This is a genomic window from Spirochaeta isovalerica (assembly GCF_014207565.1).
Classification (GTDB): Bacteria; Spirochaetota; Spirochaetia; order DSM-2461; family DSM-2461; genus Spirochaeta_F; species Spirochaeta_F isovalerica.
In genome coordinates this window covers 139,462-164,755 of record NZ_JACHGJ010000010.1, presented here as the reverse complement: position 1 = coordinate 164,755, position 25,294 = coordinate 139,462, and the positions used below count along the sequence as shown (strand labels likewise).

Below are 25,294 nucleotides of genomic sequence, written 5' to 3'. Positions count from 1 at the left end.
AAGCCTCTGTAATTTGCCCATATAAATTTAATATCGTTTTTGTAATATCGTACGGTGGTTTCACAGCTTCATGATAGTATCATTTGATGCTATCGACAAGCATAAAATTCTATTCTTCGCGGCCGAAGGCTGGATAACGAGGCTGTAGAATAACCCTTAAAAAGATCGTGTTTACCATAAGGATATATCTAATATTGGGCTTCTTTGGATATTTCCAGGTTCTTTTAAACTCTAATTAGGTCCTTTTCACACCCATTATACGGGTTCTCATTATATTTCTCTACTTTTCTTTCTCTCTCATTTCCCATACCGGTTAATTTTCCCGATATTGTGGACCATACAATACAATAACCATTGATTATTCACCTTCTGCCGGGTTCGTAAAGAGAATCGATCCAGTTTAAGAGTTCCTCTTATATGTCCAAAGACCGGCTCGACTATCCCCATTCTTTTAGAATAAACACTCCGCCCATAGGCAGTATCGATTTTCCTCTTCATTTGCTCTGTCGCGTTTTCAACCTTATCAAAAATTACGACTTGCCGGGCTTTCGTATTCTTATTCCTCAGACACTTGGACCGCAGTTTACAGATTTTGCAATTCTTTATATGTCCCATGAATGCCTGCCCTGTCAGGCCTGTTGATGATTTGAAGTTTCTTCCCTTACACCACATGGGATATCCCGATGGGCACACAAGACTTCCGGTAATGGCATCGAAATGAAAATCATCCGGTCGGAAATACTTTTTTCCCTTCTTCGGTTTCCAGTTAACAACTCTTTGCTTTTTGTGTTCTCCGGCATCCTTGAATCTGATATCTCTTTTGCGGAACTGGTTGTCTGGAATATAAGCATCTATTCTTTTTTCCTGAAGCAAATCCATATTGCGATTGCTGTGATATCCCGTATCGGCGGTCACTGTCACTTTATTATATATATTCTCATCAATACCTGATTCTCTGCAGTTATCCTCTATTCCGGTAAGTACTTCTTCCAGATGCCTGGATTCATTGGCATCACCATAGGTTCCTGCCCAGACTATCAGCTGATGCTTATCATCCACTGCTGCAATACCGTTATATCCCTGGACCACACCGTGGCCAGTGGACATCTTGGCGCTTTCGTTATCTATAATATTGCTCTTCACCGGTTTGTTCTGAACACCGATCCTATCTTCATTTTCATCGAGCCAGGCTGATATTTTATTGGCCTGTTCGGTAAGATTAACAATGGCTCTTTTCTCCCGTTCCCTCTGTTTGTCATTTTCAAGATTGGCATCAGTTCTTTTGTGTTTGGAAACTAGATAACTTACAGAACGCCTTATCTTCTCTGATTTATTTAGCAGTTCTTCCTTTGTTCCACTCCATTCCTTCGAGCAATTGGAGGAAATCTTACAACCGTCAATCGCAAACATATTCTTTCCGATCAGGTTCTCTGAATAGCAGATAGAGAGGATTTTTGTGAATAGGTAAATGCATTCCTGATCCATAGAGGATATGAAATCAGCGATAGTAGTAAAGTGAGGTTTTGTGTCGGCGGCCAATGCCATACAAACTATATTCTCTTCGCAGAGCCTGGCTATTTTCCGGCTGCTGATAATTCCCCGGGAATAGGCGAAAAGGACAACCTTCAGCAATATGGCCGGGTCATAAGCGGGAGCTCCCGTTTCATCATTTGCATATTTATTATTGAAGACAGATAGATCGAGACTATCTATTACTCTATTTAAAGTATGCTCAAAGGTGTCGGGTAAAATCTGATTTTTTAGATTAACAGGAATCATCAGCTGCTGTTCATAGGAATAATACTTGTATCGAGCCATATTTCCCTCCCAGTTAAGAAATTTTTACCACGATTGGTTTATAACTGAAAGGAAAATGACTTATTCTACAGCCTCAACGCCCGAATAACCTGTTTTCCGTAGATGGCGAGAATCCTGCCTGCGAAGCAGAAAAGCAGGATTCTTGACATAGGAAAATCAGGTTCATTCGATTGTTATGTGGTGTTTTATTTTCCTTGATATTGCAACTGTAATTTAGGCATCAAAAAGTTATCATTTGATAATTCCTCTTCAGATATTGTACTATATGTACTTCGAATTTGTTTAATCTTCTCAATTTGTGATTCTTCTAATGAGTTAAATGAAACATTTTTTGTTGTTGGATTGTACCAATCAAAATACGAGAAAATATTATTCCATTTCTCTGAATTAAAGACATAACCTTCTTGTGCAAACAATTTATTAAGAAAAAATCTAGATAAAGTCACTATTTCAGTTGCTATATAGCTTTTATGATCAGAAAAATACATATCTCTTAATTCATTGTCGTTATAATATTTATCCATTTTTAGTATTGCATTAAATAATATGTCATTGAATTGATCTTGAGGAAAAATCTTAAAAATCATATCTAGCATATAGTTAATATGATCTATATTGTAATAATTACTATTAAGATACTCGAATATTGTACCACTAAATGTTAATGCATTGATTGAGTCAGTTTTTCGAATGATAAGTTCTGATTCTAGGTTTTTTATTGGTTCAAAATTATTAAAATCCATAGTGTAATTTAATCTAGCAGTATCTGCATTTTCGGAATATTCTAGATTCATCTCGTTGTAGTTAGAATCAAATCTGATTGATTGAAACTGGTTATTATTGAAGAAATATATGTCATTTCCAAGAGTGAAAAAGTTACTATAAAATCCGACACTATAAACTGTTTCAAAATCAGTTATGGTTCCAGACCAACTATTAGCTGTTTCAAGGATATATTTTTGATTAATATCTGTATACCAGATCATTGTTTGGAGATCATTACTATTTGGATAAAAGTAATCATAATAATATTCACTATTACCTTTGCTTCCATATTTATCAATTATTGTAATATCGCTTTTACTGGGAATGCTTATATCAAGAACAAAAGCATAGTCATAATCAATTGTAGCGCTTTCAGGCTTTAATTTCATTAATTCGCGTTCATAACTAATACCATCAATTTCAGTTACAAAATGATATGTCGATTGCATCCATTCTTCAGCAGTATTATATAGTTCCATCTCATAACCATCATAACCATTGCTAGATACAGGGAATGCAATTGTAATATCTTGATCGTTTGTTGTTAAATTTTCAAAAGTGTAGGTGATCTCATAATTTTTGTTATTATAATCATATTTTAATAACTCAGAACTCATAGAAATCCCTTCATTTTTTGTTAAGAGAATCAATCCTGATCCTGATTCTCTATATGAAAATGAATCGTTTGCATAGGAACTTAATAGAATTCCGAACATCAATATCACAGTTAATAATAATTTTCTCAATTAAATTCTCCTTATTCCACATAACGTCGTTTTCAGCTGATTGCCGTGCATGGCGGAGTTTTTGAACTGAGCGAAGCGACTTCAAAAACTGTGCCATAGGCAATTCTGCTGCAAAACTTTGTTATATAGTGATTTTTAACCAGCTGCACCTTCTTTAATAACTTTAAATGAGCCATCTTCAAATTCTTCAATTAATAAGAAATTCATACCAGATGGCTTCCAAGGTATATATCCATTGTAAAGAATAGATCCCAAATCATTATATTCTCTAAATTGGTTATCTTTCTTAATAAGAAGATATGTTCTATTCCCTGCCATGGTCGGACCAAATAGTCTAGAGAAACCATATACTTCGGCTAATGCAGCAGTATAAAATTGTGTAGAATCTAGATTTTCAAATCCCATGTCCTGGGTATCTGGTCTTGTTTTATAATGATCAGAAAGTGCATTCTCAATTTCCTGAAGAAATAAAGATGATTCATTCTCAGGAAGAATTTTGACAATAAATGGAATTGAACCAATAAATTCGTTTTCATGCCAATAAACAGGAGGATTATCCATCAATTGATTAGTTGAAGCAGGTAGAGTAAGTCCCATATCTGTAATTTCTAGTTTTGGTAACTCAGTAATATCAGTCGTATTTCTCCATTCTGAAATTTCCTCTAGATATTGATCCAAATATTCTTTAAAAGCATCATTTATTAATTCATCAGTCGTATATTGACCGGAAGTAACTGATTCTAGCATTTCATTAGTTCCAATGATGTGCGCTTTTCTTAAAAATCTATTACTACTGTCACCCCAATAATATTGATAAATATCATTATCCGTTTTTCCATATCTAGCGTACCAAACAGAAATTTTATCATCAGTAATATCCAAATAGTTTAAAACAGGTAGATCTAGATCTTTTTCTAGAGGAAAGAGATTAATAAATTCACCATTTTGATATTCCCAAATTTCTGGTTCAAATGATATTCCGGTTACGCGAAATCCAAAAATCTCTTTAATCCCATTATTGTTAAAATCAGTTAGGTAGAAGTATTCATAGAATTCTCCAAGTCTTTCAGAAAGATGATTAACAGAATCAAGATTTTTAGTTCTTCCTTGATTTACAAGGCAAAGAGAATCGAATGGGTGTAATAACATTTGATTCTCTACTGAATCATAAACAAGTAATATATCTAAATTAGGCTCTTCATACTCATTCAAATATCTTAGATTTGTATCATTAAGGAGAATTATTGAATCGGAACTCTCTGAAGTTAATATATTTGAATTAATTTCTCTTAGTATCTCATTCTTCGATAGATATTTTGATTTGAGAATTTCCTCTTTTGGTAGAGGAATACTTATATCAGTTTCTTTTTGATTTTGTTCTTCAGTTTTATTGATATTATCACTATTCTCTGTTGCCGTAATATCTTTTTCATCATTATTTGAACAACTTATTATGAGAATAACTAATAAAATAAATTGTATTTTTTTCATTTTTAAACCTTTTTTGCTATATAACGCCAAAATCAGCTGCAGACCGTAAAGCTGGCGCAAATACTGCCGCGAAGCGAATAGCAGTATTTGTGACAGTAGGGCTGTCAGTTGCATTTTTTGGTTATATTTTGATTTTCAATAATCGTTCTCAATATTCTTTACCATTATCAAACAGGGATTCTTCTCTCCCCATATCTCTTTGATTTCTTCCATAGGATAAAATCCTTGGCTAAAATAAAACTTTCTTGTTTTAGCATATGACTCATCGCTGGATGACTCTCCTAGAGTTTTAACCATAAAAAACTTATATTTATTTTTCATCAGATAGGATTCTGCTCTTTGTACTAATAATTTTCCAATACCTTGTCTATGATACTTTTTCAGGATTCCTGTGACATATAAATCAGCAGTATATTTATTGTGTAGCTTTAAGCTGAGAAAACCAATGGAATTTTTATTTTCTTCTACTGCAGCATAAAAAGGCTTTCCTTTAACAGTATTAACATATTTTTCAAGAGATTCTTTATCACCAAACCATTCCGGTAAATTTTCTAATATTCTGCGAGTTATATTTGATTTTTCTTTATCATCATGTATTTGAATTATATTTACCAATGATAACTCCTAATATCTTTATTCGCCCACGGACAGGCGAGTTCTATAATCCCGACTAGTCGGACATGTCACTTAACGGTTCGCAAGTATCTGAAGTTTTCCGATCCGCAGGACTGGTGAAATTACTGCATGATAAACCAATAAACCGTTTCAATATCAAACTATCATAGTTTTATAGCAGTATAACCTTAAAAGCAATAATTTTGACAGAGGAAAATTTGGCGGAGCCCGGAAGCCCGAAGGGCTGTAGCATAAACTTGCTGTTAAGTGATGAGTTCGACGAATTTGTACAATATTCCCAAACTCCAAGGATGGAGTTTGAGGACACTCATTTTAAAGATGAAATTCTTTTTCGAAGTCTTATAGCAAGCTTTTCTTGCTCTTTAATATCTGCTTCTATCCATGCATTGTTATGAACACGTTTTGTAGCAACATCGTCTCGAGAGTACATCGGAATAATATGAATATGGCAATGATCAATATCATAACCTGCGACTAAGAGACCTATTTTTTCTGGTTCTATTTCTTCTTGAATAGAACTAGAAATCTGTTTCACTATTTTAAATATTGAGGTATATAGTTCATTTTCAAGCTGCCATATGCTGGAATAATGCTCTTTCGGGATAACAAGAACATGCCCTGGGTTAACTGGGAAACGATCTAAAAAAGCAATAATTTTATTATCTTCATACACTATTTTGGAAATAACTTTTTTATTCGCAATATCACAAAATCTACATTCCATTAATTCTTCTTTTTAGTTTGCAATTTAAATAAATATAACGCCCGAATAACGTGCAGACTCGATCCTGTAGCGAAGCGAAAGGAATTGGCGGGGTATTTGCTCCAGAACGAAGTGAAGTAGCAGATACCCTGACAATAGGCTCTGTCACTGTTCATTCGATTGTTCTACCGAGTATTTTATCATTGTTTGAATTTAAAGCAAGAATCAGTTTTTAATATATAGATTCTTGCTTTAAGATGCCTTTTATTTAATTTTTCTAAGAACATCTAAAATAGCCGATATTAAAATATCCGGCTGATCGTTCTGTATAAAATGTCCACTATCAGAAACTTCTATATTAGTAAAATCAGATAATCCAATACTTAAATCATCATTAAGTTCTTTTAACAATCGTCTTTCTTTATTATCAAGCGGATCTTTTTCTAAACCTAAAGCAGATAATGAAATAACTGGAATATCAGGTAGAGTTCCTATATTAGATATATATTCTAAAGTATTTCTCATTTCGATCATTTCTTTATAGTATGGATCGGTGTCAGGTACACCCATATCAGACAAATGCGCTATAACCTCTTCTTGTGTTGCATCAATAAAGACTTCGTGCGCTGTATCGACAAAAACCAAACCATCAACTTTTTTAGGGTATTTTATACTATATGCTCTGATTATTACTCCTCCTAAAGAATGACCGACTAAAATCAGTTTTTCACCTTTAGCAAGTTTATTTATTACAGCATCCAGATCTTTAATCATATTACTGATATTTGCTGGATGTTCTGAGTTATCAGATGGATAGATGCCCGGTCTACTATATATTATGACTTTCGCATGTTTTTCTAGATTTGAGACTATCCCTGAATCTATCCAAGTTTTACACTGAGTATTAAGACCAGCTTCAAGAATAATTGTCACATTTCCTTTACCAAATGTCTTTGTTGCAAGTTTATGATCCTCAGAATTAACTAATTGATAACCAAATCGTTCTTCCAATGCAACTTGTTTTGGGGTACATGCTGCTAGAATAAATGTAAAAAATACGAGAATTATCTTGTTTTGATTCATGAAATCTCCTTTATTATTTAACTGTACTATACAAGTATAACAGCATAACAGTGAGTGTCAAATAATAATTGGAAAAACTAGCAATATTGCAAAAACTGTTGTATTTGAATAAACAAAGTCATCAATAATATCTTTGCAAATTTTAAAATTTGATCTTTATTTAGCAATTTTCTCCCATCTTCCGAAGGAAGATTAATTAAGTTCTGATTTAAAAAAAAGAATTGTATAGGAAATCAAAAAATTGTCTCTCGTGTCGGTAGAACGTCCAATTAACGTGCATTTCGGCCTGGCTTGCCAGGCATTGGCGATTTTCTTGCTTTTTTAACAGAATCCCTTCTCCGAGATAGTATGAAGTCTAATCCGTTATGGTTAATAGCTCTGCAAGAAACTTGACAATAGAAATGTCACGTTCAATTGCTTGTTCTACCGTGTTTTATTATTAAGCTGGCCCATAATTTTTGCAAATAAAACCTTCATTTTTAGTATATAAAATTTCTACTATATCAGTATTCTTAAGATCATAGTGTTTTAGATTTTCAGTATTTTTAATAATTGGAACGTTTGGTATTCCAGTTATTATTACTCCTCCATGACTAATACAGAAAATTATATCATTTTCGTTATTGTCAGCTATTAGATCTTTAAAAAAATGATCTAATCTTCTAACAACATCATCACGACTTTCACCACCAGGTAGTGATTCATTCGAAGCTTGATCGTCTGTTATCCATTTATTCCATAGTTTAAATAATTGATTCCAGCTATTATCATCACTTTTACCTTCAAGTATTCCCGTATGGAATTCAATTAAGCGATTATCGATTATATATTCTGAGTTATAATATTTACTGATAATTTTAGCGGTCTCATCTGCCCTTTTTAGAGGACTTGAAATGATCTTGGAAGGATTCGGATATTTATTTTTAGTTTCTTTACAAGATTTGTTGCTTGGGCATAACCATTTTCTGTTAATCCATGAGTATATCCTGTATTTGAAATAATTTTCTGAGTGTTAGCTTCGCTTTCCCCATGTCGTATAAATACTATTCTCATAATACCTCTCATTTATTGCCTTTAAATAATCTACCACCGGAGATTAAAATTCACAAAACCGAAATTCTTTGCATACTTTCCAATTCTGATTTATTTATAGCCCATATGTTTTCATCCTCCGAAGGAGGATTAGAAATTGTTCCGAAAATTGAAAACGTAAATTGTTCAAAAAAATCAATAATCCGGCTCTAGTGTCGGTAGAACGTCGTTTTCACCTGTTCGTCGTACTTGGCGTAAATACTGCCAGCGAAGCTGAACAGCAGTATTTATGACAAAGACGAATCTGGTGCAAAACTTTGTTCTACAGCGTGTTTATTATTAAATGAATGTTAAGTAAGCATCTGTTATGAAGTATTCATATTACAATTCATATACTTCAATTAATGCCTGCTGTATTTCTTCAATCAGTCCATACCCACTATCACCATTAGTCATTACAATTAGAGCTGTTCCATGATATGGCAACATGATTAATTTGCTAGTAAATCCTTCATTTTTTCCATCATGCACAAGATAAATATTTTCTTCCCTACCTCCGATATACATACCAAGTCCCCAATCATTCATATGTTTTGTCATCATTTGTTGTGCCATATCTTTAGAAATGACACCATTTGGTTTATCAGATATTATCCTATAAATCTCTATACAATATTTTGCCAAATCTGTAGGAGTTGTCCACAGACCAGCAGCAGCTTTTTCTGGGTAATTATGCCATAATCCATCTATAATATTTCCTCTTTGGTCATATGCTGCACTTGCATTAAACTGTAAATCTGGTGGTAAAGGTTGCTCAAAAGTGCTGTTGCTCATGCCAATAGGTTTTAATATGGAATCCTCCATATATACTTCGAAAGATTTATTAGTTACATCTTCTATAACTTTTTGTATTACAGTATATCCACCTCCCGAGTATGCCCATTTCTTACCTGGTGTATCTGTTAAGACTATAGGAGAAGTATTCCCAAGACCATTAAGAACAGAATTAATACCAGGGAGTACTTCATTGACTTTGTATCCAGGAAATCCATGAACATTAAATCCCGAAGTGTGTGTAAGTAAGCGTCTCAAAGTTACTTTTTCATCTTTATTAAAATCATTTTCTGGAATTTTCCATGTTTTTAAATAAGCTTCAATATCCTCATCAAGCGCTAAATATCCTTCTTCTACCATTTTAAGTGCTGCCAATGCTGTTATTGGTTTACTTATAGAAGCTGCTTGGAATAATGTTTCTGTATTTACTTTTTTCTCATTATTAGTATTAGCAATTCCATAAGCTTTTACCCATTCAATTTCCCCATTATAAACAAATGCAATACTTACACCAGGGACATTATACGCATCCATCCGTTCATAAATTGTATAATATTTTGTTGCGTGTCTTAGCCCATTTTCAAAAGCTTCAATTTTTGAAGCTATTTTACCTTCTTTGATTAAGCTACATGAAGTAAATAAAAGAAGAGACAGAAATAAGAGAATGAATAATAATAGATATTTTTTCATCGTGGTTCACCTTTGTTGTCCAACACAAGAATAACAGTTGGAGAACTAATGTCAAATTTTAAATAATAAAATTGCCCTCAAGTATCAAAATCCATTTTTATCTGTAGAAAAATTATCCCACTCTTTTCATTTTTCATTCTTTCCAATCTGGTGTTTTATATTTTAGTTATTGAACAAATAACTCAGTTCTAGATGAAGGGAGGTTTGCATTATTTCCAATTGTCCTTTATATAGTTCAAATTCTTCATCCTCCGAAGGAGGATTAATATGTGAATTTAAAATACGGAAATTGTTTTTAAAAAAGTAATCCGCCTCTAGTGTCGGTAGAACGCCTTCATAACCCGCACGGCGTACATGGCGCAGTTTTTGTCGAGCGAAGTGACTTACAAAAATTGTGACATAGCCGGGTCGGGTTCATGAAATTGTTCTAAAGTCTTTTTGCACCTAATTAATTTTAAATAAAATACTATTTATATATTCTCTTATCTCATTATTTAGAACTGGATAATTATTTAAAATAAGTTTTAAATCATCTTGCCGGAATTCTAAATAACCTTTAACTTCATCTTTTAAAAAAAATGTTAATCTAGGATCATCATAATTAGCTTTAACATCAATAATTGCTCTAAAATATATTAAATAATAGCTATTTGTTGAATTTTTTAATAATCCGACAATACAATTATGTATTTTATTCGATTCCATAATCTGATATTTTTCTAGTGATAAAAGAAATCTTAAATACAGTTCTACTGATATATCATCAAAATTGGTCAAACTATTTTGGTTTAAATCTTGAAAAAGTGTGACAAAATCAGTTACAAAACTATCAATTTGATTTTCATCTATCCAAACATTTTCTCTATGATTTGCTTCTTTATAAAGAGTCAAAATTAAATGAAAAACTATAGATTGTTTCATCCTATATCTAGCAAGTCCAGTTCGTTTGTTATAAACGTATTCTTCATACAATTTCTTGTAATAATCAAAAATTGAGTCTGCTGTTAAATATATATTTTCTTTTGTAAAAATCTCATTATAATTTTTTCTAATTTTTTCATTTAATTCAGTAAATTGATCTTTCATTGTGAAATCTAAATTCCCATATTCAACACCACAAAGTAGTGAATCATCTCGATCTTCGTCATCATAAATTGAATTAAATAATTTTTCAAAATCTTTTATTTCAGCTTGCTTCATTATTACCGTATCAATAGAAAAAGAATTATCTGTTTCATTGTATTTTACGAAATCAGAGTTTCCATTTTGCATAAGAGTTAGTATCTGTTTAAAATGTTTATCATCTGTGCTTCTTCTTAAGATTTCAGAAAATGAATAGCTATCATTTGTATAACAATTAAATGACCTATCTTTAAAAGAACTTTGATAGGTACCTTGGAAAAGTTGAATATATTCGCTAATTGAAGATAATTTTTCAATATCACCAACAATGAAAGGAGAGTCATTATTTCTTTCAAATCCAATTTTTATCTTATTATAATCATACAAATAAACATATACTGAGCTATTTAATTTTTTTTCATTGATATAATAATGTCTATTTGAACTCTCATCTAATTGTTGTAATTCTATTTTTTTAAATGCAATATTTAACATGATTGACGCTAATAATAATAAAATAATAAATATTATAGAGACACTATGTTTTAGGATTTTTATTGTTGTTGATCCAAAATAAAATTCAGGAAATTGAAAATAATTGAATACTCCATGAATCTGTTTCAAAAGTAATGTCTTAATCAACTTAGGTTGCAAGCTAATATAAGCAAGTAAAAAAGTTACAAATAAGGGAGTAATTTTAAATAAATCACTTAAAGGACTGTAGTTTGCAATATAATTATTAATTTCCCAATATTGAAAAAGAATAAATGACAAAATCAAGAATATTGATAAAAAGGCTGCTCTTTTTGAGTTACTATTTCTTTTTATTGAACTATGAGTAATTTGATCTTTTTCAAATAAACCACTGATTTTAAAGTCTATGATATATGATTCATACTCATTCTCAAAATGGAAATTAAGTACAACTTTATCATTATGACTAATTTCATCAAGGTTAATAGTTAAAAATATTTGGTAATCGTTGTTAATATTACTACCATTTATTTTGAAAGGAAAGTCTATTTTACTATCAGTATGTTCCATTGCTGTATTTATCGTTGTAGACTTCCCACTCTCATGGACTAAAGTAGCTGAAATTCTATTTATCGTTATATTATCTTTAATAATTTTAAAGAATTTTACAGGTAGGATAAATTTATTGTCACAAATGTGGAATTCTTTCTTCTCTAGTTTTATCTTCATACTACACCTTATTAAAGAGAAAGTTTATTACTATTTTATTATAAAATAAACATATTTATTAATTTTATCTTTAGAACGTCGATTTCACCTGTTCGGCGTATATGGCGATAATCCTGCCGCGAAGCGAAAAAGCAGGATTCTTGACATAGCCGAATCTGGTGCAAATCTTTGTTCTACCGCCATCTTAATATTTCCCTATTTCAATTCGCAAAGGATTATAAACCCATAATTGTTATTCTATCATATGATTGGATTATTTCACTAAGCCATATTTTAAAATCAAACAATAATGTAATTATTTGTTTCTTATATTTGATATAGTCATTCATAAGATAGTTGTAATAATATTCGGAAAATATTGTTGATTCTAATTTGTATTGTTTCGTAGATTTCATTTTAGATATTCGAGAATCTATAAGAGTTAAAAATAGTTGAATTTGCTCTTTATTTAATTCTGTGAATGAGTAATGATCATATTCATTGGAAATTTGATGAAAAATGTCTTCAACAAAAGCTGCACTATCTTCAGTTAAGTAAACTGAGTGGCTATTCCAACACTTATCCTGATATTTTCCTGGTAAGAATTCAAAATAGCATGTTCCATCGAGTTCTTCTGTTTTTCTTATTAAATAATATTGATTTTCCATAACTCTTATTGTATTCTTGGGAGAATTCATTACTAATCCGCTTCGTAAATAATACCTTAAGTACTAAATGTTTTTATATCATTTATATCACTGAATAATAGACCTGTCCAATAATCACCAATTTCAAGCCACAATTGTTTTTTTTCATTTTGAATATCAATAACTTTAACCAAATATGACATTTTATATCCCTTCATAATGAAGCTAAATATGTCTGATCCAAAATATTTGTATTTTACATCCAATAATTCATAATTATCTGCAATTGCCCATTCATTAATTAGTTTTCTAGCTTTTTTTCCTCTGTGTAAAAATAAAGGGGTCAAAAGTAATAGAATTATTCCCCATCCAATTATAGTTCCCAAAATATAATCCATGTTATCCTTCTATTCGTTTATAGGGCAATTGCAAAGTCTCAATATGTAGTCATACATTGCAAATTTTCCACTTGTACTTTTTATAGCCCATTCTCCATCCTCCACAGGAGGATTAATTATATTCTGAATTTAAAAAACGGAAATTGTTCAAAAGAATCAATAATCCGCCCCTAGTGTCGGTAGAACATCGAATTAACATGCATTACGGCCTGGCTTGCCAGGCATTGGCGATTTTCTTGCTTTTTAGGATAATACCTACTCCGCTTCTGGAAAAGGATTCTTCCGAGTTTATACCAACTTCTGCAAGAAACTTGACAATAGAAATGTCATGTTCAATTCCTTGTTCTACAGCGTATTTATTTTAGTTACATGTATTTATTCTAATAATCGAATAAATTCTTCTTCAAATTGATTTCCGCATCTTTGTAATTCCCCTAAAACTCTTTTTATTCCAATTTCAGAATTATGCCAGTTCAATTTTGATATCTCGACATTATTTTCTACATATGGGTATGGATGCATAAGAAACTCAGTTTTTGGAAAGGCAAATTGATAACAAAGTAATGCTCTTCGCGCATGAAATGATTTGCAGCATATAATTGCTTTCTTAATTTTCATTCCATATAAATCTAGTATTCTTTTTGATAGAATAGCATTTTCTTTTGTGAAAGAAGATTTGTCTTCACAGATTATTGCTTCTTCGGGAACTCCGTTTATTTTTAAAACATCTGTAAGGAATTCACAATCAGTTTTGTAATCTTTGCTATATATGTTCTTTTTGGATTTAACCCCGTTAAATTTACCTGTCTTTATGGAAACACCACCAGAAGGCATTACATATGGGGCAATCTTATTATTCCATAATCTTGCAGCATATTCTCCTAACTCCGGATATGACCCTCCAGGTATAAAAATAATATCTGATTCTTCAATTTTATCGTTTAGAAAGATGAACTCTGATATGTCCTGAATGAAAGTCATAAATAGATTCCTTTGATTTTATGTTAATATAAAAATAAACGATATATCCAATTAAAAAATATTTTTCAGACTTTCCAATCGTATTTTATATAATTTTCTAACTAATCCTCCGCAGGAGGATTAATATATGTCTATATATCAATTCAGAAAACGTTTTTTATTCTGATACTTTCCAATCGGTATTTCTATAGCCTTTGATTTTTCATCCTCCAAAGGAGGATTTCTTTATGTTCTGAATTTAAATAAGACATTCAGTTCTAAAATTAAATAATCCGTTTCTAGAGTCTGTAGAACGCCCATTTAAGTTGCAGACCGTTAAGCTGGCACTAATACTGCCGCGCAGCGATAAGCAGTATTTGTGACAGTAGGACTGTCAACTTCAAATGATTATTAAATTTGACTTATACTTAATATTGAACTAATATTTTCACTATTAATTTCTTCTTTTTTTATACTATCTAAAAAATTGTAATATGCACACTTTTTGATTGAATAATGATTAACAATATCAGTTATTGTTTTATATTCATCATTTTCTGCAAGATTACTTATACATACATTCATTAATGTATCAAAATAATAATGCAGGTTTTCTATTAATGTTTCTAGTTGATATGGAGTTTTCCCTGAGTGAATTATCAGGTTTCTTGCTCTATATATTCTTTGTATTTGCCATTTTAATCTACGTTCATGAGAAACTAATCTAGATTTGACTCGAGTTGGTTTTTTAAAGATGCCTTGGAAGTACTTAATTCTATCGATTAATAAAATATTTGAATCTAAAAGAGAATAGAGTTCTTCAATATCAGATGATTCTCTTATAAGGATTAATTCTGCTAAATCTTTTAGCGTATTAATTCCCTTATTTTTTAAAAACTTTTTAATCTTTACTTTATTTATTGAAAAATTCAGTGACTCTCTTAAATCAATTAATAATTTACTAATATAATTATGAACAAGAATCGGACTTATGTAATTTATTATTTGGACGATTTTATCATCACTATCCTTATTGTAAACGGGAAGTAAACATTCAACCCACTCCACAAGTCTACTAATTGGTTTTCAAAAGATGAGGATTTTAATGAAACTGAATGCCTTTGAAAGGCTAGGTTTAGACGTTGTAGAGTATTAAATTCTATTTCATTTGTAGTTTCTATATCAACAATCTTTTCAAATTTATCATTGAAGTCGTTAGTTTTTATGGTATCGGGTCTTCGATATATTGGGCTTGATATTTCACTAGATTTTATGATTTTGCTTTTTGAAACAATCTCAATAAGTGCTGTTTCCGAAATACTTAGTTCTTCCGCATGCTTCAAAAAACTTATGTGAGATGATATACCAATTAGCTGATAACGTCCTTTGGACAATGCACGAAATTCGTCTTTAGCTTTTACTACAATTTCAATATAGTTTTTATTTTCTTTCAAAAAACTATGTTTATTCCATTTTTTATAGGCATCGTCACTTTCTTTTAAATTTTCATATATTTTAAAATATTTTATATTAAGACTTTTCTTAACTTGGTTAAATCCTTTTCCAATTCGAAAAAGAATATTATATTCAAAATCATCATTCTTGAAGCTCTCTATAAATCTATCATATGAGCTAATTCCATCAACTTTGCTTTTGAAAAAGATATGCATGCATTGATCATATATATATTCTTTTGAATATTGTAAGTATTTATTTATTTCAATAATAAGAGACTTAGTTAAAAAAATAATATCTTTTCTTTCATTTTTCTCAATGCATGATCTAATCCTTTTGATCAATAAATCTAGATAATTATTCTCAATTCTTTGGGATAAATATTTTATTGTGTCATATTTGTGATCAATACTTTTACTGGAGTTTATGTGCTTAATTAGTTCTGGACATTCAGTTCCAAAAAAATCTCTCATTACTATGTCTTTTTCAAATTGATCTTCTATTTCTTCTATTATTGAATTAAGGGCTCCTGGTTTCAGAATATCTTGTTTTATATGCTGAATTGTGCTTAAACTTTCATCAAGTAATGAATGTGTATTATGAGCTGGTAATCTATAGCTATCAATAGTGTAATAAAATAATAATTCTTCAACTGTTTGAGCAAAAAAGAGTAGGCATTCATCATTATCAATATTCTTCCATTTTGATACAATTTTTTCTCTCATTTATACTCCTTAGTCAATTTAACGCCCGAATAACGAGCCGACTCGTTTCTGAAGCGAAGCGAAAGAATTTGGCGGGGTATTTGCTTCGGAACGAAGTGGAGCAGCAGATACCCTGACAAAAGACTCGGTCTCTGTTCATTCGATTGTTATATTCTCCATATTTTAATTCAATTTAATACGATATTGTTTACCCATATATTCAAATTCAAAAATCGAATCAGAATCGTTGAATATTGTCTCATTCACAATTATTCCATCATGATTATAAATAATACATTTATTAGACCATATTTGGTTTGAATCGAGACCATTTTCAACAACTTGATAGAATAGGGAGGAATCTTTAATTCTATTAATATATAAAATCATATTATTAATTTCTATTTCGTTTATAAGTTCCCCGCTAAAATCAAAAATATATATTAAGGGAGGCGCTTCGAAATTTGTATTCTGATTGGACACCCAATCTCTATAGTTATCACTTAAAGACACTAATCTATTTTGATTTTCAAACAGATAAATCTGGTTATTCTTAATCCAACCTGAATCACTAACCAATTTATTATTTTTATAAAAATAGAATCTCTGATTCGAACCTTGATCTAAATTCACAAATTTCTGAAATATAAAAGTATTTAGAGTGTTATTGCTATTAATTACTTTTCCAAGTTCCATAAAATAGCCATATGTCCATCCAACAAGACCAGATTGCGTTTGAACTTTAAACCAAAATGAATTCATTTCATTGATTTTCATCTGGTAATCAGATCTATTTAGAATTTTAACAACATCACCCTTCATTAATGAATCAATTTGCTTTGCTTCTAAATTAGGTGCAGTTCTCAATCTTACTCTGTCATAGTTTAATACACCCTGCATAAATAAACGAACATAATTATTTTTCACAGAATCAAAAGAAATTAATGTCTTAGGATTTGCACTGATTTGATTCATTTTTAAAATATAGTTTCCTTCAAAATATTCAATAGAATATATTGGTTCTTCAATATCAGTATCATAAATATAAATATGCCTAGGATATTCATCAAAAAAAAGCTTATATTTAAATGCATTTTCTGAAATAATATTCAAAAATAAATCTTTTTCAATAACTTTTACACTCTGATTTGAAGATGTGAAGTCAAAATATAAATATGTATTTGTATTATTTATTACTGCTGTGGCTTCCCAATTATAATTATCAACTTCCTGAATACGAATATCATCTGGGTAAATAGAGAGCTGTAACAGCAGCATAGCTATAATTAATTTTATCTTCATTTGTATATACTAATCTCGATTTTATGAAATATAAAGATTTTTTTAATAGTTTATTAATAAACGAATATAACGCCCGAATAACAAGCAGACTCGTTCCTGGAGCGGAGCGTAAGGATTGGCGCTGCATTTGCCTCAGAGCGAAGCGGCGAGCAGATGCTGTGCCAAAGACTCTGTCTTCGTTCATTCGATTGTTATGTATCTTCAATTTTTATTCCAAATTTTTTGACACGTCTCCGATTTATTTTACTTTCATTACCAATCTTTATTAGTGCATTACGTAAATTGTTGTAAATCTTGCTTCGTCTTTCTGTTTGAGGTGATAGTTCTCCAATCCTCAGTAATCCTGCGATTTTTTTATCGGTATCGCTACTATCATAGCTTTTCAATAATCTAACAAAATCAGATTCAGTAAGATTTGATAACACGATTTCTGCATCTTCAGTAAATCCATGACTTTCTGTTACTTTTTCAATTGTTGTTTCAGGATCATCAAAAGTTTTGAGGTCTGCATAACTTTTATTGAATTGTTCAATTATATAAGGATTTGTGATATCTCTAAATGAATCAATGGTTTTTAGATTTAAAGATTCTGGATTATTTTTTCTAACATCAATGTACTTCATTACTATATTACGTGCTTTTTCTTCGCAATCCAACTCATTAAGTAAATTGAAAGTACCTTGAAGATTCCCTATACTAATTTCTAATGCATTCTCAAGAAAAGAGTCATAAATAGAATTTACTACTTCTTCCTGATTATCTTTTAACGAATTATGATACAATTCCCAAGAATTGAAGAATGAATCTTGGGATTTTTTCTTTTTAATTTCATTATTTTTTACTTCGATTTGTTTTTCTATTTTATTGTCTATAAAATATCCAATCATGACACTATTAATAATTTCACGATCTAATTCATCAGTATATATATATCCATAGTTTTTTAATAATAAATTCCAACGATCAACAACTTCTTCCTCTTTATCGCTTTTTGATAAAGAAAAATAATTGTTCCGTTTTAATAAGAAATCGATATCTGGGAATGTTTTATCTTTGATATAGAAGGAGCAAGTTGAAATAATAAGTGTATTTATTATTTGATCAACTACTTCTTTTTCAATATTATTCAAATATTTTTCCAAATCATAATACATTTTTTCAATTTTTATTAGTATTCGAATATTTGTTAGTTTTAATGAAGTTGTAATGTCTTTTATTTTTTCTATATTATCATTTTGAACGTTAAATACAATGTTTGAGCATTCTAAAGGAGTAGGATTGTATAATAATTCATAATCGATTACTTTCTCTCTAAATTCGTCATAGGTTTCATCATCTATTTTCTTATGATTAAAAATTAATACAATTTTACATTTTTTCTGTTCTACTAAAATAGATATTAATCCAAGAATATCTTTTATTTTTAAATCATCACCTCTTCTTTCCAAGTCATCAATACATATCAGTGTTTCCTTAATTGAAACAAATGATAGGGATTCTAAAAATGGTGCAAAATTTTCTGAAAAAGATGTTTTATTAAATTTACTTATAAAGTTTCTTGTTCCAAGAAATGAAAATTCCTTAATATTTTCTTTAAAAGAATCTAGTGATGGGTTTTTGCCAATTATATTTGTTGAGATTGAGTTTTGGAAAATAGAGTTTTTGAAATCAGATAATGAATTTAAACCAAATAAAGAAACATAAGAATACTTTTTAAGTTGTATATTCGCTTTATTTTTATATAATTCCTGATTCCAAGTATATGTCTTACCTACACCCCAATCCCCTTTTATAGCAAGAACTGAAGGTGTAGCTGTTTTAACAAAGTCTTTTATTTTATCTTTTGTTTCAAAAATTGACATCTATTCTCCATTCTGTATATATAACGTAACTTATTATCCAGTTCTCTGAATTTCCTGAAGTCGATATCTCTTCTGCAGTACAATTAACAAATATCGTACTTATCTATAATTAATTCGATATAAGTATTCGATTTTTATAACTTATACTGAATCAGTATAAGTATCGCCTGACATTCTGAATTATAAATGAACCCAGTACCAATGATCATTCTCATCAGCCTTCTGCAGAATACCCCCGTTTGCCTGAATCACTCTTTGCGAACTGATATTTCCGCTGCTGCATGTAATCAAAGCTGAATCGATCCCTTTATATCTCGCTCTTTCCAGTAGGAGCTTTAACAACTCTTTCCCGTATCCCTCTCCTCTGAATTCCGGTGCAACACAATATCCTATATGGCCTCCTTTTTTTAACAGGGCTTCATTCAGGTAGTGCCGGATTTTTCCATACCCCATCAGCGTCTCCCCGTCTGTCAGCCAGTAAGATGTCTGCGGTACAAGATGAGATTTTAGATTGATGCCGTTCGACATTTCGACATTTTTTAAAATGTATCCGTCAAAAGATTCAAAAGGGATGCCGAATCCGTCGTTCATAAATCCGTTTTCCCCTTCCCCGATTTTCTGAATCAGTTCCCATTCCTTCTTTCCGTCAAGTGGACTGAAAGGCTTCAACTTAAGACTCATTATTCATCATCCTCGATTTTCCCATAATTCAGCAAGGCTTCTCCGGCAAGCTGATAGCCTATCCATCCCTCTTTAGGAATCGCACCGATAGATTTGTAAAATCCGATTGCCGGTTCATTCCAGTCCAGAACACTCCATTCGAAGCGGCCGCATTGCTCCTTCACGGCTTTTCGTGCAAGATATTTCAACAGGGCACCGCCGGCTCCTTTTCCCCGGTATTCCGGTGTAATATACAGATCTTCGAGGTATAATCCCCGCTTCCCCTGCCATGTCGAATAATTGTAGAAATATACAGCAAAACCAACCGCGTCCTTTTCCGATTCGCAAATAAGGGCATGGGCCGTTGCACCGTCTCCGAACAGAGAAGTCCGTATATCTTCCACGGTTGCAGAAACCTGATCGGGCGCTTTTTCGTAATCTGCCAGTTCTTTTATAAATTGAAGGATCTGAGAGGCATCGCTTTCCAGAGCATTTCTTATTTCATATTTCATTATATTTTTAATCCTTGGTTATGCAAAATTAACCATATTGTATCACATAGATTTAGAAGGAATGACCGGAATTTATCAGTACGGCCATGTAAAAGTAATAGAGCAGCAAAATTATCAGCAGAAAGCCGAATAGAATGTATCTCTCACGGTTTTTACTTTTATCAAAGCCGGCGGACATTCTTATCAGCACAAGTGTATCGGAAATACTCAGGATCATTGCAGCCAGTCCTGTAGAGCTCAACCCGCTGTACAGATCAGCCAATGCTCCTGTGAACAGGATTATCAGTCCGAGAGAATAGATCCTTGTCTGAAATTTTATTCCGCTATCCGGTTTGAAACGGAGCTCCAGAAAATGATTGATCAGCATGAAGACTACAAGGCTTATACCGAACGAAACAGCCAGGACATGAAAAGATTTATGGGGAAACAGAGAGAGACCCAGAATTATATTGACGGCAAGAAATATAACTCCCGCTACTGTAACAATCATATTGCCGACAATAGATGGTTTTGCTTTTTCTCCCCTGTCTTCGACGACTGAAGATCCCTCTATCCCTATTTCACCCAGTCCCATCAATCCCAGTAGGAGAATCGGAAGAAACGATGAGCTTTCATTGTAAAAAAGAAGCATGGCCATACCGCTGAAGAGCAGAGCGGGAGTTGTAATTCTCTTACCCAGATAGAGAAAGGAGCTGTCATCTTTGAGAAAATAGGAAATCTGTATTATAAGATTGAAGAGCGCCAGGATAATCCAGAAAAGATGTATGATTGATATTTTCATGTCTATATTATATAGGGAATAAGGCTTCTTTTGTTAAGTTTAAAAAGGATCTGATCTATAATTAATTTATGGCTGACAAATTTGATAAAGCAGATCTCATTAAAGAAATAAAGGATACGGAAGCGGCTTTCTGCCGTCTGGCAGCGGAAAGGGGAATAGCCGAAGCCTTTCTCACCTATGCCGATGATGGGGCCGTCATAAACCGGAACAACCGCATTTACCGGGGAAAAGCGGGAATAGCTGAATACTACGACAACCAGACTCTAAAGGATGTCCAACTTACCTGGAGTCCCGATTACGTTGATGTGGCAGAATCGGGAGACATGGCCTGGACCTACGGGAACTACGTTTTTGCCGCTCTTTCAGATGAAAACAAACCTGTAGAAGCCCGGGGAATCTTCCACACGGTCTGGAAAAGACAACCCGGCGGTACCTGGAAATATGTCTGGGACTAATGAATGATCAAATGTCGGGTCAATGTCGCCCTTACGACATGGCCTGCTGAACCTGATAGGAGCATATTGAAATCAGATTATTTTAAGGAGTCTGATTATGAAACAGCCGGAAATAGGAAAAACTGTAGCGGACCTGAGGTTGAAAAAAGGTATGACTCAGGAAAAGCTGGCGGAGTTGTGCGAGGTCAGCACAAGGACCATTCAGAGGATAGAGAGCGGCGAAGTCGATCCCCGTTCATTCACACTCAACAATCTTAGCAATATTCTGGAATTCGATTTTTATACTGATGATGAAAAGGGCGAACTCTTCTGGATCACTCTTATGCACGTCAGTTCGGTTCTGGCCATACTTATCATCCCTCTGCTCATCTGGTCCTTCAGGAAAAAGAGCAGTTTGAAGATCGATGATCACGGACGCATGGTTCTCAACTTCCAGATAACCATGACAATTCTTCTTTTCGGAACGGTCATTCTCTATACGGTGCTTATGCCCGCGCTGCTTATCTTTCTCGAAAAATCAGGAGATTTGTCCGATGCGCTTGCCGTAATAATAAGCCTTTCGGGAATTGTTCCGCTCATCGCTCTGGGCATTATCTGTTTTGTTCAGGGAATTCGCAATGCTCTCAGAGCCCTTCAGGAGCAACCGTGCCGTTACATTCTCTCCATCCCCTTCCTCCGCTGATAAAAAAACGTCCCGGAACCCGGAGAAAGGAGGAAACCGGGCTCCGGAACTACTTTGTAATTGCTGTTAAACAAATTATTTTTTTCAGTATCAAGGCGCCCAAAACGGAGTTTACGTAAGTAAATGAGTATTTGGGCAACGCCGAGACTGGCAAGTGGTTCTGTAAATGACCAGAGAAACAAAGAGGAGCGTTGAGTAATTGACAATGATAAATGCCGTCCGGATAAGTCCGACCGGTTTCCCTTCCTTAAGCATCGGGAAAATGATACTACCCTTTCGTCACGTTCACAACATGACATTTGTCATCACTTTACTCTTCCAGATACATCATAAAGCCCTGGAGTTCCAGCGGAACAACTTTGTTCTTCTTCTCGTATTTGATAAAGCGCGTTTTCAATTTAAGGATATCGTCTTTCCGCCGTTTCTTGAAACGGTTGTCCAGAGAGGAATAAAGCGGTTTCGATGCAAACTTTTCACGGACGGACGACGGAAAGGGACAGAAGCGGTAAAACACTTCCCGTGCCGCTCCGTTCAGCCTGATTTTGCCATCGAATTCATAATCGATCCAGGTCATATAGTCTCTGGCAAACCGGTCTTTATCGGACCGGGTTTTCTTGATGAATTCCTCAAGCCGCTTTTTGGCTTCAGGAGTAATGTTGTTATTCTTTTTATAGAACTGGATATAATCGTAGTAAGCCCCGACCATCCCCCCTTCCACAGGGTCGGTCCAGTTATGGCCGGCGATTGTTTTCTGCAGTTCCCAGCGGAACGAAGCAAGTTGGTAAACAAGGGTATCGTATAATTTCTCGCTGAAGGAAAGGGGAAAGAAAAAGCGGCCCGGCGTATCCTTTCTTGTGCCGTCCAGTTCCTGCCAGATCAGACCTCTTGAACCGGCAAGCGGATAGAGCACAAAGAGAGGGGGAACTTCCTGTTGTATGAAATCGGCCCCCAGTTCATGTTTGAACATGACTTCCCGGAAAAACAGGGAGAAATCGCGCTCTCTGATTTTATCCAGCATGGACACCAGTTTTTCCGGTTCAATCAGCGTCCTCCTGAGATCCCCGGCAATTGTTTCCGTACAGAGGAAGGGGACCGCTTTGCTTTTGTTGCCGTAGAGAATCCCGCCCATCTCCCGGGCGATTTTGCGGATTTCAAAACGGACCCGGTCTTCGGCGGTATTTTCGTAGACATAAATCTTATCTTTCTGCCCTTCGGTCATCTTCTCCTGTTTTTTCAGCTGGGTCCGGAAACTGTCGCCCATATCGGTAATCGACGGTTCTCTCTCGGAGCGGTATATCTTTTCCAGAAAATAAGGCAGAGTCATAATCGGGACCGAATCATCCACAAAGAGGTTTCCCGAATAAAAGGCATCCATGACCGCCAGGTCCCTCTGGGAAACCAGTCGTTCATCGATAAGACCGAAATGGAGCATAATTCCGGGAACAAAACCCTTCAAGTCGGAGTCAATTATCTTGAGGAAGCAGATTTCATAAATTTTCCAGTAGCGCTCGGAAATCTTTTTCCTCAGCTCCGCCATGGCCTTATCATTGGAGAGGCGGTCTTTGCTGTTGCGGAATTTTTCCATCAGATTGAGGAATTCCTCACGATCCCCCTGAGGCAGTTCAGCAAAATCGAGTATGCGGGATAACAGTCCCTTGTACTTGTTCAGCCGGCTTCCCCCATTCATCTTAACTTCAGTCTGTTTCTTCTCCGGGGCTTCCGCAGACAGATCAAGATCATGAAAAGGTTTCAAGTGCTTGAAGACATCATATTCCCTGAAGAGATCTTTGCCTAAAAGACTCTCTGTATCCTTGCGGCAGCGCCAGGTGAATTTGGCCAGGAAATGAAAAAAAGAGCGGATTTTCGGATCATCCCGGTTCTGTTCCTTCAGAAGTTTCATGACCCATCCGTCTTCCCGGTAGAGGATATTGATCAGATTATCGATTATGGAAGCCAGTCCCATATTGGTTTTCATCATGGTTTCCAGAACTTTCCCCAGAAACTCGAATATGTACTGATTGGAGGGTTCGTCTTTTTGAAAAAGGGCTTTCAGTACCGCATCGCTCTTTCTCAATATCCGTTTTATAAAGAGAAACTGCTGATAATCGATCATATCCTCGAGTCTGATTTTATCCTGGTCTTCATACAGTCCCAGCTGATCCTGGAGCTTTCCCAGAAAAAGGTTGTAACTCCACGCTTCGGGATGGGGAAACTGGGCTTCTGATACAAGATGTTTGACATATCCCGCGTACTCTTCCAGAGTGGATTCGTGGCGTATAGCCACATTGTAGCCGCTGATTTCGGGATATTCACAACCCAGGGCGATGGAATCGGCGATCGAAGCATATTTGTGCCAGAGATAGCGATAATTATTGAAAAGATAGATAGTCGACTCGATCCGGGAGACAAGCGTCCGCAGGACTTTGAAATTGAAGGAGAAATCAGATTGGATTTTGGAGATGAGCTCCTCTTCCCTCATGGGCCGGGAACTGACAATGCACTCTGTAACAGTCCGGATCGTAATCCGCGACGTCTCCTTCCTGTTCATAATGCCGATGATACCGAAGGGTGACTCCCCCTTGATCAATCCGACTCTCAAATCGGTGCTGTTATTCTCTCCGTGATAGAGGATCTCGGCCAGTCCCGAGTGGAGAAGGCATACCGCCTGATTGTCCGATCCCTGCATGAGCAGAACAGAGCCGGGAGCCATGACGGTTTTCTTCTGTTCCTTAGTTAAATCGAGTACTTCCATAATACAAGATTAGCATCTAAAT

At 33.8% G+C, this 25,294-nt stretch carries 23 protein-coding genes; 2 read left to right on the top strand and 21 right to left on the bottom strand.

Features of this window, described 5'->3' with window-relative positions; all coding sequences use genetic code 11:
- Positions 1-297 precede the first annotated feature (297 nt).
- From HNR50_RS19730 to HNR50_RS19640, 20 genes are all read right to left on the bottom strand, one after another.
- Entirely contained in the window at positions 298-1,818 is a 1,521-nt protein-coding gene (locus tag HNR50_RS19730; protein WP_184748525.1) for an IS1182 family transposase, read from the bottom strand.
- Positions 1,819-2,003: 185 nt separating this feature from the next.
- Entirely contained in the window at positions 2,004-3,329 is a 1,326-nt protein-coding gene (locus tag HNR50_RS19725; protein WP_184748524.1) for a DUF4424 family protein, read from the bottom strand.
- Between the two features lie 135 nt (positions 3,330-3,464).
- The gene (locus HNR50_RS19720) at positions 3,465-4,934 is read right to left on the bottom strand and encodes a hypothetical protein (RefSeq protein ID WP_184748523.1); all 1,470 of its coding nucleotides are present in this window, start codon (positions 4,932-4,934) and stop codon (positions 3,465-3,467) included.
- A gap of 21 nt (positions 4,935-4,955) precedes the next feature.
- Positions 4,956-5,435: a GNAT family N-acetyltransferase gene (locus HNR50_RS19715; RefSeq protein ID WP_184748522.1), complete on the bottom strand. Its 480-nt coding sequence runs from the start codon at positions 5,433-5,435 to the stop codon at positions 4,956-4,958.
- A gap of 328 nt (positions 5,436-5,763) precedes the next feature.
- Entirely contained in the window at positions 5,764-6,180 is a 417-nt protein-coding gene (locus tag HNR50_RS19710; RefSeq protein WP_184748521.1) for an HIT family protein, read from the bottom strand.
- A 243-nt stretch (positions 6,181-6,423) separates the two neighbouring features.
- Positions 6,424-7,242, bottom strand: a complete 819-nt coding sequence (locus HNR50_RS19705) for an alpha/beta fold hydrolase (RefSeq protein ID WP_184748520.1) — start codon at positions 7,240-7,242, stop codon at positions 6,424-6,426.
- 439 nt (positions 7,243-7,681) lie between these two features.
- Positions 7,682-8,140: a histidine phosphatase family protein gene (locus tag HNR50_RS22885; protein ID WP_425506749.1), complete on the bottom strand. Its 459-nt coding sequence runs from the start codon at positions 8,138-8,140 to the stop codon at positions 7,682-7,684.
- Entirely contained in the window at positions 8,122-8,295 is a 174-nt protein-coding gene (locus tag HNR50_RS22880) for a histidine phosphatase family protein (protein ID WP_221439940.1), read from the bottom strand. The genes HNR50_RS22885 and HNR50_RS22880 overlap by 19 nt, the downstream gene beginning before the upstream one ends.
- Positions 8,296-8,655: 360 nt before the next feature.
- A complete protein-coding gene (locus HNR50_RS19695; protein WP_184748519.1) occupies positions 8,656-9,798 on the bottom strand; it encodes a serine hydrolase domain-containing protein in 1,143 nt (380 codons plus the stop codon).
- 444 nt (positions 9,799-10,242) lie between these two features.
- The gene (locus HNR50_RS19690) at positions 10,243-12,123 is read right to left on the bottom strand and encodes a hypothetical protein (protein WP_184748518.1); all 1,881 of its coding nucleotides are present in this window, start codon (positions 12,121-12,123) and stop codon (positions 10,243-10,245) included.
- 215 nt (positions 12,124-12,338) lie between these two features.
- The gene (locus tag HNR50_RS19685) at positions 12,339-12,770 is read right to left on the bottom strand and encodes a hypothetical protein (RefSeq protein ID WP_184748517.1); all 432 of its coding nucleotides are present in this window, start codon (positions 12,768-12,770) and stop codon (positions 12,339-12,341) included.
- A gap of 56 nt (positions 12,771-12,826) precedes the next feature.
- On the bottom strand, positions 12,827-13,147 hold the full coding sequence (locus HNR50_RS19680) for a hypothetical protein (RefSeq protein WP_184748516.1): 321 nt from the start codon (positions 13,145-13,147) through the stop codon (positions 12,827-12,829).
- 375 nt (positions 13,148-13,522) lie between these two features.
- Positions 13,523-14,128: a YdcF family protein gene (locus HNR50_RS19675; protein WP_184748515.1), complete on the bottom strand. Its 606-nt coding sequence runs from the start codon at positions 14,126-14,128 to the stop codon at positions 13,523-13,525.
- A gap of 390 nt (positions 14,129-14,518) precedes the next feature.
- Positions 14,519-15,175 (bottom strand): hypothetical protein, encoded by a 657-nt coding sequence (locus HNR50_RS19670; RefSeq protein ID WP_184748514.1) that lies wholly within the window; start codon positions 15,173-15,175, stop codon positions 14,519-14,521.
- Positions 15,109-16,287: a hypothetical protein gene (locus tag HNR50_RS19665; protein ID WP_184748513.1), complete on the bottom strand. Its 1,179-nt coding sequence runs from the start codon at positions 16,285-16,287 to the stop codon at positions 15,109-15,111. The genes HNR50_RS19670 and HNR50_RS19665 overlap by 67 nt, the downstream gene beginning before the upstream one ends.
- Before the next feature lie 162 nt (positions 16,288-16,449).
- The gene (locus HNR50_RS19660; protein ID WP_184748512.1) at positions 16,450-17,568 is read right to left on the bottom strand and encodes an SH3 domain-containing protein; all 1,119 of its coding nucleotides are present in this window, start codon (positions 17,566-17,568) and stop codon (positions 16,450-16,452) included.
- A gap of 191 nt (positions 17,569-17,759) precedes the next feature.
- Complete coding sequence (locus tag HNR50_RS19655; RefSeq protein WP_184748511.1) at positions 17,760-19,430, bottom strand: hypothetical protein; 1,671 nt, start codon at positions 19,428-19,430, stop codon at positions 17,760-17,762.
- A 180-nt stretch (positions 19,431-19,610) separates the two neighbouring features.
- Positions 19,611-20,111, bottom strand: coding sequence for a GNAT family N-acetyltransferase (locus HNR50_RS19650; RefSeq protein WP_184748510.1), 501 nt, complete (start codon positions 20,109-20,111; stop codon positions 19,611-19,613).
- The gene (locus HNR50_RS19645) at positions 20,111-20,602 is read right to left on the bottom strand and encodes a GNAT family N-acetyltransferase (protein ID WP_184748509.1); all 492 of its coding nucleotides are present in this window, start codon (positions 20,600-20,602) and stop codon (positions 20,111-20,113) included. The genes HNR50_RS19650 and HNR50_RS19645 overlap by 1 nt, the downstream gene beginning before the upstream one ends.
- A 52-nt stretch (positions 20,603-20,654) precedes the next feature.
- Positions 20,655-21,383, bottom strand: a complete 729-nt coding sequence (locus HNR50_RS19640) for a hypothetical protein (RefSeq protein WP_184748508.1) — start codon at positions 21,381-21,383, stop codon at positions 20,655-20,657.
- Positions 21,384-21,451: 68 nt separating this feature from the next.
- Here HNR50_RS19640 and HNR50_RS19635 point away from each other — a divergent pair, with 68 nt between their 5' ends.
- The gene (locus HNR50_RS19635; RefSeq protein WP_184748507.1) at positions 21,452-21,838 is read left to right on the top strand and encodes a YybH family protein; all 387 of its coding nucleotides are present in this window, start codon (positions 21,452-21,454) and stop codon (positions 21,836-21,838) included.
- A 97-nt stretch (positions 21,839-21,935) separates the two neighbouring features.
- Positions 21,936-22,520 carry a helix-turn-helix domain-containing protein gene (locus HNR50_RS19630; protein ID WP_184748506.1) on the top strand — a complete coding sequence of 195 codons (585 nt, stop codon included), beginning with the start codon at positions 21,936-21,938 and terminating at the stop codon, positions 22,518-22,520.
- Between the two features lie 310 nt (positions 22,521-22,830).
- Here HNR50_RS19630 and HNR50_RS19625 read toward each other — a convergent pair whose 3' ends face one another.
- Positions 22,831-25,272: a cyclic nucleotide-binding domain-containing protein gene (locus HNR50_RS19625; RefSeq protein WP_184748505.1), complete on the bottom strand. Its 2,442-nt coding sequence runs from the start codon at positions 25,270-25,272 to the stop codon at positions 22,831-22,833.
- Between the last annotated feature and the right edge of the window lie 22 nt (positions 25,273-25,294).